The organism is Shewanella sp. NKUCC06_TVS (assembly GCF_019345515.1).
GTDB classification, from domain to species: domain Bacteria; phylum Pseudomonadota; class Gammaproteobacteria; order Enterobacterales; family Shewanellaceae; genus Shewanella; species Shewanella oncorhynchi.
In genome coordinates, this window is the sequence record NZ_JAHKQX010000020.1 from 90,164 (window position 1) to 104,980 (window position 14,817).

10 protein-coding genes and 1 tRNA gene are annotated in these 14,817 nt (G+C 46.5%); 8 read left to right on the forward strand and 3 right to left on the reverse strand.

Annotated elements, in window-relative coordinates; genetic code table 11:
• Positions 1-36: 36 nt before the first annotated feature.
• From potA to gabT, 6 genes are all read left to right on the forward strand, one after another.
• Positions 37-1,173: a polyamine ABC transporter ATP-binding protein gene (potA, locus tag KO531_RS19550; RefSeq protein ID WP_028760881.1), complete on the forward strand. Its 1,137-nt coding sequence runs from the start codon at positions 37-39 to the stop codon at positions 1,171-1,173.
• Positions 1,170-2,075, forward strand: a complete 906-nt coding sequence (locus tag KO531_RS19555; protein ID WP_028760880.1) for an ABC transporter permease subunit — start codon at positions 1,170-1,172, stop codon at positions 2,073-2,075. The genes potA and KO531_RS19555 overlap by 4 nt, the downstream gene beginning before the upstream one ends.
• Positions 2,072-2,887, forward strand: coding sequence for an ABC transporter permease subunit (locus KO531_RS19560; protein ID WP_105249905.1), 816 nt, complete (start codon positions 2,072-2,074; stop codon positions 2,885-2,887). Before KO531_RS19555 ends, KO531_RS19560 begins: the two co-directional genes overlap by 4 nt.
• A 262-nt stretch (positions 2,888-3,149) precedes the next feature.
• Positions 3,150-4,436 (forward strand): FAD-binding oxidoreductase, encoded by a 1,287-nt coding sequence (locus KO531_RS19565; RefSeq protein ID WP_219252044.1) that lies wholly within the window; start codon positions 3,150-3,152, stop codon positions 4,434-4,436.
• A gap of 50 nt (positions 4,437-4,486) precedes the next feature.
• Complete coding sequence (gene gabD, locus KO531_RS19570) at positions 4,487-5,935, forward strand: NADP-dependent succinate-semialdehyde dehydrogenase (protein ID WP_219252045.1); 1,449 nt, start codon at positions 4,487-4,489, stop codon at positions 5,933-5,935.
• A gap of 32 nt (positions 5,936-5,967) precedes the next feature.
• Positions 5,968-7,245 carry a 4-aminobutyrate--2-oxoglutarate transaminase gene (gabT, locus tag KO531_RS19575; RefSeq protein ID WP_219252046.1) on the forward strand — a complete coding sequence of 426 codons (1,278 nt, stop codon included), beginning with the start codon at positions 5,968-5,970 and terminating at the stop codon, positions 7,243-7,245.
• 157 nt (positions 7,246-7,402) lie between these two features.
• Here the strand turns inward: gabT and KO531_RS19580 are convergent, their stop codons facing one another.
• Complete coding sequence (locus KO531_RS19580) at positions 7,403-8,410, reverse strand: LLM class flavin-dependent oxidoreductase (RefSeq protein ID WP_219252047.1); 1,008 nt, start codon at positions 8,408-8,410, stop codon at positions 7,403-7,405.
• A 534-nt stretch (positions 8,411-8,944) separates the two neighbouring features.
• Positions 8,945-10,510, reverse strand: a complete 1,566-nt coding sequence (locus tag KO531_RS19585) for a peptide MFS transporter (RefSeq protein WP_028760874.1) — start codon at positions 10,508-10,510, stop codon at positions 8,945-8,947.
• Between the two features lie 419 nt (positions 10,511-10,929).
• Between KO531_RS19585 and mak the strand changes: the two genes are divergently transcribed.
• Positions 10,930-11,826 (forward strand): fructokinase, encoded by an 897-nt coding sequence (gene mak / locus KO531_RS19590; protein ID WP_028760873.1) that lies wholly within the window; start codon positions 10,930-10,932, stop codon positions 11,824-11,826.
• 230 nt (positions 11,827-12,056) lie between these two features.
• Complete coding sequence (locus KO531_RS19595) at positions 12,057-14,177, forward strand: methyl-accepting chemotaxis protein (protein ID WP_105249900.1); 2,121 nt, start codon at positions 12,057-12,059, stop codon at positions 14,175-14,177.
• A 243-nt stretch (positions 14,178-14,420) separates the two neighbouring features.
• On the opposite strand, the gene KO531_RS19600 is transcribed toward KO531_RS19595, so the two are convergent.
• A tRNA-Ile gene (locus tag KO531_RS19600) sits at positions 14,421-14,497 on the reverse strand.
• Between the last annotated feature and the right edge of the window lie 320 nt (positions 14,498-14,817).

Genomic DNA, 14,817 nt, shown 5'->3' on the forward strand with positions numbered 1-14,817 from the left:
GCGTATCTACGCCTCATTTTCGGGTGGAGAAGTACTATGGCAATCACCTCGAGCGTCACCAATAAACCGACAACAAAGACGCAAGAAAAAGTACTGCTCAAGATTGAGCGGGTAAGCAAATTATTCGATGACGTGCGGGCTGTCGACGATGTGTCATTAACTATCAATAAAGGCGAAATTTTTGCCTTACTTGGCGGGTCAGGCTCGGGTAAGTCAACACTACTGCGCATGTTGGCGGGTTTTGAAAAGCCCACCTCTGGCCGTATTTTCCTTGATGGGGAAGATATCACTGATTTACCGCCATACGAACGTCCCATCAATATGATGTTTCAATCCTATGCTTTGTTTCCCCACATGACAGTGGCACAAAACATTGCATTTGGTTTGAAGCAAGACAAGCTGCCTAAAGCCGAAATTGAACAGCGTGTGCAAGATATGCTGAAACTCGTGCATATGGAGCAATACGGTAAGCGTAAACCGCATCAGTTATCCGGTGGTCAGCGCCAGCGTGTTGCACTGGCCCGTTCATTGGCGAAACGACCTAAATTATTACTGCTCGATGAGCCTATGGGCGCATTGGATAAAAAACTGCGTACCCAAATGCAGCTAGAAGTGGTTGAAATCCTTGAGCGTGTCGGCGTGACCTGCGTGATGGTGACCCACGATCAGGAAGAAGCCATGACAATGGCTGGTCGAATTTCGATCATGAGTGATGGCTGGATTGCTCAAACTGGCTCGCCAATGGATATTTACGAAAGCCCGAACAGTCGTATGATTGCCGAGTTTATCGGTACTGTGAATTTGTTTGGTGGCGCGATTGAAGTGGATGAAGTCGACCATCTGATCATTAAATCTAATGATTTGGCTCAACCTTTCTATGTCGGTTATGGCGTCACGACTAACGTTGAAGATAAGAATGTTTGGCTAGCAGTGCGTCCCGAAAAGACCATTATTAGCCGTGAGCAGCCTGAAGGTCAGTACAACTGGGCGAAAGGAATCGTGCATGATATCGCTTATTTAGGCGGTATTTCAGTCTATTACATTCGTTTAGAGAATGGTCAAATCGTACAGTGCAGTATGACTAACCGTGAACGCCGCGCCGATCATGCCACATGGGATGACGAAGTGTTCATTAGTTGGGAGGACACCAGTGGCGTGGTGTTGAGATCATGAAGAAACCCATTAAATTAAAGTGGCTTAAGGGCCGCTTCTGGACCATAGGTATTCCCTACGCTTGGCTGCTGCTGTTTTTTGCCTTACCGTTTGCGATTGTCCTTAAACTGAGTTTTTCGACGGCGGCGATTGCTATCCCGCCCTATGAAGCAACATTCCAATATGCTGACGATGTATTAAATATCTTCCTGCATTTGGGTAACTATTTGATGTTGCTCGATGATTCGCTATATTACATGGCTTATCTCAGCTCATTGAAAATGGCGTTAATTTCGACCTTGGGCTGCTTGATTATTGGCTACCCAATGGCCTATGCCATTGCCCGTGCCCCTGCACGGTTGCAAACCGTGCTGCTGCTGTTAGTTATGTTGCCTTCTTGGACCTCATTTTTAATCCGTGTTTACGCTTGGATGGGGATCTTAAGTAACACAGGGATCATTAACAATTCACTGATGTGGTTGGGGATTATTTCTGAGCCGTTACAGATCCTCAATACCAATATTGCCGTGTATATCGGCATCATCTATGCGTATTTACCCTTTATGATTCTGCCCTTGTACGCCACCTTAGTGAAACTTGATATGAGTTTGATTGAAGCTGCGTCTGACTTGGGTTCGAGCCGTTTGAATACCTTCTGGAAAATCACTTTCCCGCTGTCAAAAAGTGGTGTGATTGCCGGTTCTATGTTGGTGTTTATTCCTGCCGTGGGTGAGTTTGTGATCCCAGAGCTACTCGGTGGTCCCGATTCCTTGATGATAGGTCGAGTGTTATGGCAAGAATTTTTCAATAACCGCGACTGGCCTGTGGCTTCGTCACTGGCGATTGTGATGTTGGGTCTATTGATTATTCCGATCACTTTATTCCATCGCTATCAGGCGCGTAGTTTGGAGAAAGACCTATGAAAAAATTAAGCTTTTCTTCAGTGATGCTCTGGTTTGGCTTGTTTTTCTTGTATGCACCAATGTTAGTGCTGGTGATTTATTCCTTTAACGACTCTAAATTAGTGACGGTATGGGGCGGATTTTCACCTAAATGGTATGGCGAGTTATTTCAAGATCAACAGATTTTAGATGCAGTATGGACCAGCCTGCGGATAGCGTTTTATAGCTCAACTATGGCGGTCATTATCGGTACTATGGCAGCCTTTGTGATGACACGCTTTAAGCGTTCATGGGCAAAACTGACCCTGTCGAACATGATTACTGCACCGCTGGTAATGCCTGAAGTGATCACTGGTCTGTCTTTGCTTTTACTGTTTGTGCACATGGCAGATTTGTTGGGCTGGCCCAGAGAGCGTGGCATGATGACAGTGTGGATTGCACACTCAACATTTTGTGCTGCCTATGTGGCTGTGGTGGTGTCTTCAAGATTGCGCGAGCTCGATATGTCAATCGAAGAGGCGGCAATGGACTTAGGGGCAACACCGCTCAAGACTTTCTTCTTGATCACTGTGCCTATGATTTCGCCGGCGCTGGTGGCGGGTTGGTTGTTGTCATTCAGTTTGTCCTTAGACGATTTAGTGATCGCAAGTTTTGCCTCAGGCCCTGGTGCAACGACGCTGCCTATGGTGGTGTTTTCTTCGGTACGTTTAGGGGTTTCTCCTAAGATCAATGCCTTAGCGACGCTGATCATACTGTGTGTTTCACTCATCGCTTTCCTTTCTTGGTATATGGCAAGACGGGCAGAGAAACGCGACCGTACACCAATGAACTAGTTAGTTTAATTTTGGGATGGCTTTGGTATTGCCAAAGCCATCCTTGATATTTGTCACCGCTCCCATCACCCGCTTTGCTTTGCAGGCTAGTACTGTTACTCAAGATCACCAGAATTGAATCACTGAGCTAAAAATAATCGCGTGTTTGATATATCAAACAAAATGTAAATTATTGCGCTTTTCTGGCTAGTGTTTCGTTTTATGAAGGTGTAGGATGTGATGGCTGTTTAAAATAATGAACATTAGAATTCAAGGGAACAACATGTCTGCTATAGCTCACGCTGGATCATATTATGCGGCATCGGCCAACGATAAGGTTGAACGTCCGCGTCTACAGGAATCGATTGAAGCCGATGTTTGTGTGATTGGCGCAGGTTATACAGGCCTTTCTGCCGCGCTGCATTTATTAGAATCTGGCATGAGTGTGGTGGTATTAGAAGCTGCTCGCATTGGCTGGGGCGCCTCGGGCCGTAATGGCGGACAAATCGTTAATAGTTATAGCCGTGACATTGATACTATTGAAAAAACAGTCGGTAAAGAACAAGGTAAACTCTTTGGCCAAATGGCCTTTGAGGGCGGGCAAATCATCCGCGATCGGATTGCTAAGTACAACATTCAATGCGATCTCAAAGATGGCGGCGTGTTTGCTGCGATGAATGAAAAGCAAATGGGTCATCTGCGCCATCAAAAGCAACTGTGGGAAAGCCACGGTCATGTTAATCAGCTTGAACTCCTCGATGCCAAAGGTATTCGCGGTGTAGTAAATACTGAGCGCTATGTCGGTGGTCTGCTTGATAAAAGCGGCGGCCATATTCACCCGCTTAACTTAGCTCTTGGCGAAGCGCGCGCGGTCGAATCCCTCGGCGGCAAGATTTATGAAGACTCAGCAGTGCTGAGTGTCGATGAAGGCGATAGCCCAGTTGTGCATACGGCGCAGGGCAGTGTTAAAGCCAAGTTTGTGGTCGTGGCGGGTAATGCTTATTTAGGCAAGTTATTACCAGAATTGCAGGCGAAATCTATGCCCTGCGGCACGCAAGTGATAACCACTGAGCCCTTGAGTGACGATCTAGCGGCGAGCTTATTACCGCAGGATTACTGCGTCGAAGACTGTAACTATCTGCTCGATTATTTCCGCCTGTCTGGCGACAAGCGGATGATTTACGGCGGCGGCGTAGTGTATGGCGCCCGCGATCCGGCGGATATCAAGTCGATCATTATTCCTAATATGCTCAAAACCTTTCCGCAATTAAAAGATGTGAAGATTGATTATGCCTGGACAGGTAACTTCCTACTGACGCTATCGCGCCTGCCACAGGTCGGTCGTATCGGTAAGAACATCTATTATTCACAGGGTTGCAGTGGCCACGGTGTCACTTATACCCATCTGGCAGGTAAGTTACTTGCTGAAATGCTCAACGGCCAAGCCACGCGCTTCGATGCCTTTGCTGCATTGCCACATTATCCTTTCCCCGGCGGTCACGCACTTCGCGTCCCTTTTAGTGCTATCGGAGCTTGGTATTACACGTTAAGAGACAAACTAGGTCTCTAACATCATCACTTTTAAGAAGCTAGGTAGCTTCACAATACGAGGAAATCCTTGTGCAATTAAATGATCCGAGTTTGCTACGTCAACAGTCTTTTATTAATGGTCAATGGTGTGATGCCGTTTCTGGTGACACGCTAAAGGTGGTTAATCCCGCAACCAATGCCCTGATTGGCTACGTTCCTAATATGGGACAAGTTGAAACTGAAATGGCGATTAAGGCGGCAGAAGCGGCTTTACCTGCATGGCGAGCGATCACTGCCAAAGAGCGCGGCGCTAAGTTAAGGCGTTGGTTTGAATTACTCAATGAAAACAGTGATGACTTAGCATTGCTCATGACGACTGAGCAGGGTAAACCGCTGGCAGAAGCGAAAGGTGAAGTAACCTATGCCGCTTCGTTTATCGAGTGGTTTGCCGAAGAAGCGAAACGTATTTATGGCGATACCATTCCTGGGCATCAAGGGGATAAGCGCTTGATAGTAATTAAGCAGCCTGTCGGTGTAACCGCCGCGATTACGCCGTGGAATTTTCCTGCTGCGATGATCACCCGCAAAGCCGCTCCAGCGTTAGCTGCGGGTTGCACTATGGTGGTAAAACCTGCGCACCAAACCCCCTTTACCGCATTAGCTATGGCTGAACTCGCTAAGCGTGCCGGTATTCCTGCGGGCGTATTTAGTGTGTTAACGGGTGATGCGGTGCAGATTGGCAATGAAATGTGCAGCAACCCGATAGTGCGTAAGCTGTCTTTCACTGGCTCAACCAATATTGGTATTAAATTAATGGCGCAATGTGCGCCAACTCTTAAAAAATTATCTTTAGAATTAGGCGGTAATGCGCCATTTATCGTGTTTAACGATGCCAATATCGATGCCGCTGTCGAAGGCGCCATGATCGCTAAGTACCGTAATGCCGGCCAAACCTGCGTCTGCGCTAACCGTATATATGTGCAAGATGGCGTATACGATGAATTCGCCTTAAAACTCAGCGCTGCTGTGGGCAAGCTCAAAGTCGGAGAGGGCATCAAGGAGGGCGTCACAACGGGCCCGCTGATCAATGCCGCCGCGGTCGAAAAAGTGCAAAGTCACCTTGTCGATGCCATTGCCAAAGGCGCATCTGTGGTCGCTGGCGGCAAAGTCCATGACCTTGGCGGTAATTTCTTCGAGCCAACCGTGCTCACTAATGTCGATAAAAGCATGCGTGTCGCCCGTGAAGAGACCTTTGGTCCACTCGCGCCGCTGTTTAAATTCAGTGATGTCGACGATGTGATTAAACAGGCTAACGATACGGAATTTGGCCTCGCCGCCTATTTCTATGGTCGCGATATTTCACTGGTGTGGAAAGTCGCCGAAGCCTTGGAATACGGTATGGTTGGGGTTAACACTGGCTTGATTTCGACGGAAGTGGCTCCCTTTGGTGGGATGAAATCTTCAGGGCTTGGCCGCGAAGGTTCTAAGTTCGGCATCGAAGAATATTTAGAAATGAAGTACATCTGCATGTCCGTTTAATACGGTCCGATTTGGCGTGTGAGGAACACTAAATGACAACAACCAATGATTCATTGATGGCACGTCGCCAAGCCGCAGTTGCGGGTGGTGTCGGGCAAATTCACCCTATCTTTACCGCGCGCGCCGAAAACGCGACCGTGTGGGACGTTGAAGGTCGCGAGTTTATTGACTTTGCGGGCGGCATTGCCGTGCTTAATACCGGTCATCTTCACCCTAAAGTGAAGGCGGCGGTTGCCGCTCAGCTGGATAATTTCTCCCACACTTGTTTTATGGTGCTCGGTTACGAGAGCTATATCCAAGTGTGTGAAAAGCTTAATCAATTGGTGCCAGGGGATTTTGCTAAGAAGACGGCATTATTCACTAGTGGCTCAGAAGCAGTTGAAAACGCAGTTAAAGTAGCGCGTGCCTTTACTAAACGCGCTGGCGTGATTGCGTTTACCTCTGGCTACCATGGTCGCACTATCGCGGCCTTAGCACTGACCGGAAAAGTTGCGCCTTACAGCAAAGGTATGGGGCTGATGTCGGCGAATGTGTTCCGCGCCGAGTTTCCGTGCGAGATTCACGGCGTGTCCGATGACGATGCTATGGCCTCGATTGAACGTATCTTTAAAAATGATGCCGAGCCAAGTGATATCGCCGCCATTATTTTAGAGCCAGTGCAGGGCGAGGGCGGTTTCTACGCCGCATCACCCGCCTTTATGCAGCGCCTGCGCGCACTGTGCGACCGTGAAGGCATTATGCTCATCGCCGATGAAGTGCAAACGGGCGCAGGCCGTACTGGCACTTTCTTCGCTATGGAACAAATGGGTGTGGCTGCGGATATCACGACTTTTGCTAAATCTATCGCGGGTGGTTTCCCTCTTTCGGGGATTACCGGCCGCGCGCAAGTGATGGATGCGATTGGTCCGGGTGGCCTTGGTGGTACCTATGGCGGCAGTCCGTTAGCCTGCGCCGCAGCGCTTGCTGTCATCGAAGTGTTTGAAGAAGAAAAGTTGCTAGAAAGAGCCAATGCCATTGGTGAGCGCATTAAGTCTGCCCTGAATGTGATGCAGGTCGAACATCCACAAATCGCCGATGTGCGTGGTTTAGGCGCGATGATCGCCATCGAACTGATGGAAGAGGGCAAACCTGCACCGCACTATTGCGCGCAAGTGTTGAGCGATGCCCGTGACCGTGGATTGATTTTATTATCCTGCGGCACTTACGGTAATGTGCTGCGTATTTTGGTGCCATTAACCGCGCCGGATGCACAAATTGATGCAGGCCTTGGTATCCTCAAAGCCAGTTTCGATGCCGTTCTGAAAAGCTAATATTGCTTTGATATAAAAACCGTTTTAGATGACAGTTTTACATAATAAAAATCCCGCTGCGGCGGGATTTTTTATGGGGCAATTGTTTTGAGGATGGTTCCATTGGCAGCCATTTTTACTGCCAGTGACTTTCAGCACTCATCAGTTAAATGAATCGCTACTTTTTAATCTCCATTAGGATCTGTAATGCCTTTTTGCGTTTATCAAGATCATACAAGTCGTTGGTAAAGATAAACTCATTCACGCCGAGTTCTTTTACTATCATTTCCAAACGATGCTTAATCGTCGCTGGGCCACCAGTAACGGATAAACCTAAGAAATTATCGACATAGGTTTCTTCTTGCTCACTCCACAAGCCATCCATAGTATCAACTGGTGGCTTTAGCCATAACTCGTGACCACGGATAAGTGCCAGCACGCGCTGTTTTGAGGTCGTTCCCAAATATTGGGCCTCTTCATCTGTATCGGCGGCAACTAACGGCAAGCCAAGCATTACATATGGCTTATCAAGCACTTGAGAAGGTTTAAAGTCGCGGCGATAGATTTCAATCGCATCGTAGAGAAAACGTGGTGCAAAGTGGCCCGCAAACACATAGGGCAAACCGCGCTGCGCCGCTAACTGTGCGCTAAAGAGACTCGAGCCCAATAACCAAATCGGCACATTAGTGCCTTCTCCAGGAATCGCTCGCACCGCATGGCGACCATTGTAAGGGCCGAGTAAGGTTTGTAATTCACTGACTTCTTCAGGGAATTGTTCGGCGCGACTGGTATCACGGTTCAGTGCTCGGCTGGTAACTTGATCGCTGCCGGGTGCGCGTCCCAGTCCTAAATCGATACGACCAGGATAGAGACTTTCAAGAGTGCCGAACTGCTCGGCGACCACTAATGGCGCATGGTTTGGCAGCATAATGCCACCCGCGCCGACGCGAATACGCTGCGTATTGCCAGCAATATAACCAATTAATACCGAGGTCGCCGCGCTGGCGATACCGGGCATATTGTGGTGTTCGGCAAACCAAAAACGATTAAAGCCGAGGCGATCGGCTTCCTTGGCATACTGCAAACTATTGTGCAGCGTTTCACCCACGGTTGAGCCTTGGCGCATGGGCGCGAGTTCCAATAGCGAGAAGGGAATATCGGCCAATATTGATGTCTGTTGTGACATAGTGTCTCCAAGTGACTGCCGTTTTTGCTAGCGACAACAAGAGGTGCTAACTGTGTTAGGCGTATTGTTTGTTGCATTGCTAGGCTCATTGCTAAGACAAAGCGTTAACGGCTCAGTCTTGATGAATAAAAGGTATTCAGTGTTATTGATATGGGGTTAACGACACGGCTTATCAAGCTTTAATGGATAACACTTTTCCCTTTGTTATTTCATTCGTTATTCAATTTGAGTGTGCACTTGAGCTGCGCTATTAAACCGAGTGCGTCCGAGTCCATACTTGCTTTGTAACAAATCGAGGGACTGAAGTCATCTGCGTGTGAGGGCCGATAATGTGGAACTGAAGTTCTTATTCTCAGCAACTCAGCGCTAAGCCAGTCACAGTGGGATTGCATGACTTTCGCTAAAGCTCATTTGGCTATGAGTAGCAATATAAGGATATAAACGATGTTGAATGAAGTTATAAAAAACTGCCGATAGCAGGGCTATCGGCAGTTAATGTTATGTAATAGAAAAATCGCTATTGTCAGTCGAGCATTACTGCTCGGCTTTCACATCCCGTAGCGATGCTGCAGCACTTTCATTAATATCATGATCAGCAGCATTGTTATGTGAATGATGAGTCTCAGTCAGGCGACGCATCAGAGGTAATACCGCAAGTGCGATAAAGGTACAGACCACAGCGGCTATACCTAGTTTATTAAACAGACTTGTGTATACGGGTAAGGTTTGCAGTGGGTCGACTAAATCCTTGGGTACACTGGCGAAGTTAGCAACCACACCGCCTAAATACTGGGAAATACCTGATGCGACGAAATAGGCACCCATCATAAAGCCGCCCATGCGTGCAGGTACGTAGCGGGCAATCATGGCAAGTCCAAGACCACTCACCAGCAATTCCCCTAAAGAGTAAGAGGCATAGCCCCAGATCATGATCCATGAAGAGGTTTTACCATTGACGGCAAATTGGCCCGCAAAGCCATAGATAAAGAAGCCAATCGCCACAACGGCAAAACCGAGAGCAAATTTCGCCGCGATAGAAAAGTCTTTATCATTGCGTCCAGCCCACGAATAGCTCCATGCGAGTACTGGACTTAATACCATAATCCATAATGGATTTAATGCTTGGAACTGGGCAGGTGACCAAGTCCACAAGTGGGTACCAAAAACTTGAAAATCCCAATCCACGTTACGCAGGGCAAACAGCGCGAGTGACGTTGACATTTGTTGATAGAAAATAAAGAAGAACACAGTTTGCACGGTAAGGATCAGTGCTGCAATCAGTCCCGCTCTTTCACTGGTTTCGCTGGTGCGGATCAAGTGGAAGAAGATTGCCAATACGGCTACGCCTGCTGCATAAACGAAGACGCGCGCAACAGCTTCGTATTCAAGAATAATGGCTGAAGCGACAACTGACAATGCGGATAGACCCAATACAATCGCGAGGTTTTTCTTGTTCACAGGGCGAGTATCTGGCTCAGAACCGTAATGGACTAGACTCTTACGCATGAGTGCATAGTTACCTAACCCCACCAATATACCGACACAGCACACGGCAAAGGCCGCGTGCCAGCCAAATTCGTTGCCATACTGGGCGTTAACGTAATCTTTAATCCAAGGCGTGAGCAACATAGAGAAGGTCGATCCCACGTTTACCGCCATGTAATAGATGGTAAAAGCACTGTCGATTTTAGAGTCGTCACCTTCGTAAATTTTACGGACTAAGTTACCCGCATTCGGCTTGAATAGGCCGTTACCGACCACAATCACGCCGAGCGCTGAAAACATAAACCACGTATTTTCAGTGGGTACGGCCATTAGCGCATAACCCAGAGAGAGGATCCCCGCACCGAGCAGCATAGTGCGTTTGGTGCCGAGGATTTTATCCCCAACCCAGCCACCAATTGCCGGTGATACATAAATAAGTGCCGCACAGGCACTCCATACTAAGTTTGCACGTGAGTCATCAAAGCCAAGGCGCTGCACCATAAAGTACACAATCAGCGCTTGCATGCCGTAATAACCAAAGCGTTCCCATAATTCGATAAGAGACACAGTCATAAATGAATGTGTTTTACTTACCGGAGCAGTCCCAATAGTCATATCGCTTGCTTCCAACATTGTTGTTTTAATATTTGAGCTCAAAAGTATAAGGCGATAACCAATTCAAACCAATGGCAGACATAGGCAAAAACAGACTTTGTTACAAATGACCTTATCAATTTTAAGGTGGATTTAAGCGGGGACAGTTCTATCCAAGTTTTTCTGCTGCGGATAAATCAAGGAACATTCGCAGTACTATCGGATAAGCAGATAATGGCATGTGCGGGTATGCGCTATGGTGTATTTAAATACATTGAGGTTGATTGCTGTTTGTCCAGCAGGCATAGTGCGCTTGTAAATTCTAATGTAGATAACTTTAAAACGAAAAGTTCTACTTAGCAGCGTCTCTACAGTTGCAGATATGCATCAGGTTGTTAATGCATCGCTTTGCGTTAAATATATTTAAACGGAGTATATGAATGTTACGAATTGGTATCGATCTTGGTGGCACAAAAATCGAGGTAGTCGCATTAGATAGCGATGGTAACGAAGTCTTTCGTAAACGCATCCCGACACCGAGAGAATATGTTGCGACAGTCAATGCTTTGGTTGCATTGGTAACTGAAGTCGAAGACAGCCTGCAGCAAACCGCCACTATCGGAATAGGTATTCCTGGGGTTGTTTCTCCTTTTACTGGCCTAGTAAAAAACGCTAATTCAACTTGGATCAATGGTCATCCACTCGATGTGGATCTGGGGACTCGATTAAATCGTAAAGTAAAAATTGCTAATGATGCGAACTGTTTTGCCGTATCAGAAGCGGTAGATGGCGCTGCCGCAGGAAAGTCAGTTGTATTTGGTGCCATTATTGGAACGGGATGTGGTGCTGGTATCGCCATCAAAGGCCAAGTACATGACGGTGGCAATGGTATTGGTGGTGAGTGGGGCCATAATCCTTTACCGTGGATGAAAGCCGATGAATTTAATACCACGACGTGTTTTTGTGGTAATAGAGACTGTATCGAAACGTTTATATCTGGAACAGGCTTTGTTCGCGACTTTCGCGCTGCGGGCGGTGTTGCTGACAGCGGTATTGAAATTGCCCAAATGATGCAAGCGGGAGATCCGCTGGCAACTCAAGCATTTAACCGCTTTATTGACCGTTTAGCCCGTTCATTGGCCCATGTGATCAATATGATGGATCCTGATGTTATCGTCCTTGGCGGCGGCGTGTCTAACATCGATGCTATTTACACCGAATTACCAAAAATTTTGCCGCTATATGTGGTTGGCCGAGAGTGCCATACACCGGTTGTTAAAAATTATTATGGTGCTTCATCTGGGGTGCGTGGCGCCGCTTGGTTGTGGGGACGCTAATCCTAGACTCAATCAAGAATAGTGTTTGATATTAAAGGCTGAATTCATTTATTTGAATTTGGCCTTTTTTTTATTTAGTCATTCAAAAGTTTTACATTCCATTGACAACTCTTTATCTTAAGTACTGGTAATTCTTACCCTAAGTGCTATTTTTAATGCTGTATAGAAAGTATAAAAATAAAGTAGATCAAAATAATTACGCTATTGTCGTTCTCTTGGGAGTTTACTAGATGAAGCATTTGTCCATCAGTACTAAGTTGTTGTGGATTACATCAGCATTATTTTTATCGATAGTGGCTATTTTATCTATCAGTTTATGGTGGACACTGTCGGCTCAAAACGCGCAATTATCGGATCAAGTTCAAAATACCCTACAAACTGAAACACGGGATAAACTCGAAGCCCGCGCCGGTGAATATGGCGAAATGGTCGCTGGATTTATTAACGAAGCCTATCGTATTCCTTACTCTTTTGCCGGTATGGTGGAGAGTACGGCAGAAGAACTTCCCTTAAAGCGTGATCGTTTAGAACTCACTGTGGCGGCTGTGCTTAAGAAGAATGCGCAAGTTTCCTCCATGTATGCCCAGTTTGAACCTAATGGTTATGATGGGCTCGATACTGAGTTTCTGAATATTAATTCCAGCCACAGTGTAACGACATCAGGTGCCCTAGAGGTTTACTATACCCGTGATGACAATGGCACTGTTGCACATCAACAGGTTGAAGATTCGTCAGAAAAATACCTTACTAGCCTAAATGAATTTGGGATCCGTGATGCAGAATGGTATTTATGCGGTAAAGAAACCTTAAAGCCCTGTCTAATGGAGCCGTATTTATACGAAATTACTCCCGGTAACAAAGCATTAATGACCTCGCTAACTGTTCCTGTGCTTAAGCGTAAACAGTTTATCGGTGTGGTCGGTGTTGATTTAAACTTACCAGTCTTTCAAACCCTTATCGATAAGTTATCTAAGAGCCTCTACGATGGGCAAGCGAAAGTAACTTTATTGAGTACCCGCGGTTTAGTGGTTGCAGCAAGTCATTACAGTAAAAAGGCTCGTCCTTTGGCTGAGTCTATAAATCCAGCAATTGCCTCACAAATCATCTCGTTACACAAGAACTCGGGTTACATGGTTAACGATGATGAAATTATTGTTGCCTACCCAATTAAGATCCCTTTAGCGAATGCCGAGTGGTCCTTAGTGATCCAAGTGCCAACTGCGCAGGCGTACAAGAGTTCGATTGTGTTGAATAATGATATGGATGAAATGGCAACTTCCTTGGGAAGTTTGTTGCTCATGGTCGGTGTTGTCGTGTCGATTGCTGCTGTGATTACGATTAGCCTAGTGATCCGTAGCATTATTTCACCCTTAAAGATGATCCAAGGCCGTGTAGAACACCTGGCAAGCGCTGATGGCGATTTAACGCAATCGATAGAAGTGGACTCCCATGCAGAGTTGATTGCGTTAGCAAAAGGTTTCAACTCCTTTATTTATAAACTGAAAAACCTGATTGCCGAGCTTAAAACTCTCGCGAGTCGTTCTCAGGAAGAAAGCCAAGCTTCAGCGAAAATTGCCCAGCTCACGCGTGATAGTGTCAATCGTCAATATGGTGAAATTGAGAGTGTGGTAACGGCCGTAAACCAAATGAGTGCCACTGCACTTGAGGTTGCTAAGGCGTCTGAGCAAACCGCTGCAGAAACAGAAGCTATGTCACGCAACATTCGTCACAGTGAAGAAAGTCTGACTAAGGCGATGGGCTTTGTGGCGACTATGTCTAAAGAGTCAATGGAAGCTAAGCTGGCCGTGAGTAAAGTTGCAGACAGCAGTATGAATATTAGTCGTATTCTTGAGGTGATCAGCTCCATTGCCGCACAAACAAACCTGCTGGCATTAAATGCGGCGATTGAGGCGGCGAGGGCGGGTGAACAAGGACGGGGTTTTGCTGTGGTGGCGGACGAAGTCCGTGCGCTGGCATCTAAGACTCAAAGCTCGACGAATGATATTAGTACTCTTATCGATGCACTGCAAAAAGAAGTTCAAAGTGCTTCTGGCATCATAGATAAAGGCGCTGAACGGGCACAAATGGCCGTATCTCAAACTGAGCAAGCGCTGAACTCATTGAACTCTATGGTGAGTCAAATTGAAGAAATCTCTGGGCAGGTGACCCATATCGCGGCAGCGGCAGAAGAGCAGAGCGCGGTGACTGAAGAAGTTAATCGCAATATTACAGGCATTTCTGATTCGGCTTCTGAACTTGCGCGTCTTGCGGGTGAAGCACAGCAAAGCAGTGTAGTTTTAGCAAACTTAGTGAAGCAGCAACATGAGCAGTTAGGCAAGTTAAAAACCTAGCACTCAGATATTTGTGGAATTAGCTCATTGATTTTAAATAGGCTCTTTGATTGTGTTGCTGCTTAACACTTATCAAAGAGCCTATTTTTATGGATATTTAAATAACATCGAATAGGCTAAAAATTTAAAACAGTTCAGCGAGGGGAATGTGTAAATACACGGATATTGTGTGATAACTAGCGGAGATCAGTTTTTAGATACAAAAAAGCCCATTGAATCAATGGGCTTTTTTGTTGAATCGGGTGGTGGCCCCTCACGGACTTGAACCGTGGACCTAACGATTATGAGTCGTGTGCTCTAACCAACTGAGCTAAGGGGCCGACTTAAGGTAATCGTCATTACCTGAAGCGGGAAGAAGTATACTAAGCTTACTTACGCTTGTCACCCGTGTTTTGTCTGGAAATTCACGCAACTGATTCAATTGGTTATCTGTTAATCAACTTAAATGCTATCGTCGCTTAAATTTAATGCTTCTATGCCGTGCTTATGCAGATATTGGTGTTGAAAAGGTAATAAAAAGCCCTGCATGGGCCTGTCTCTTGATCACATCTTTTGCTCAAGAGACAAGGCTAGCTGGTAACCTTCAAGGATGGTTTGCAGTTTAAACCATCCTTGCCATAACCTTTCCCAGCCCACAATT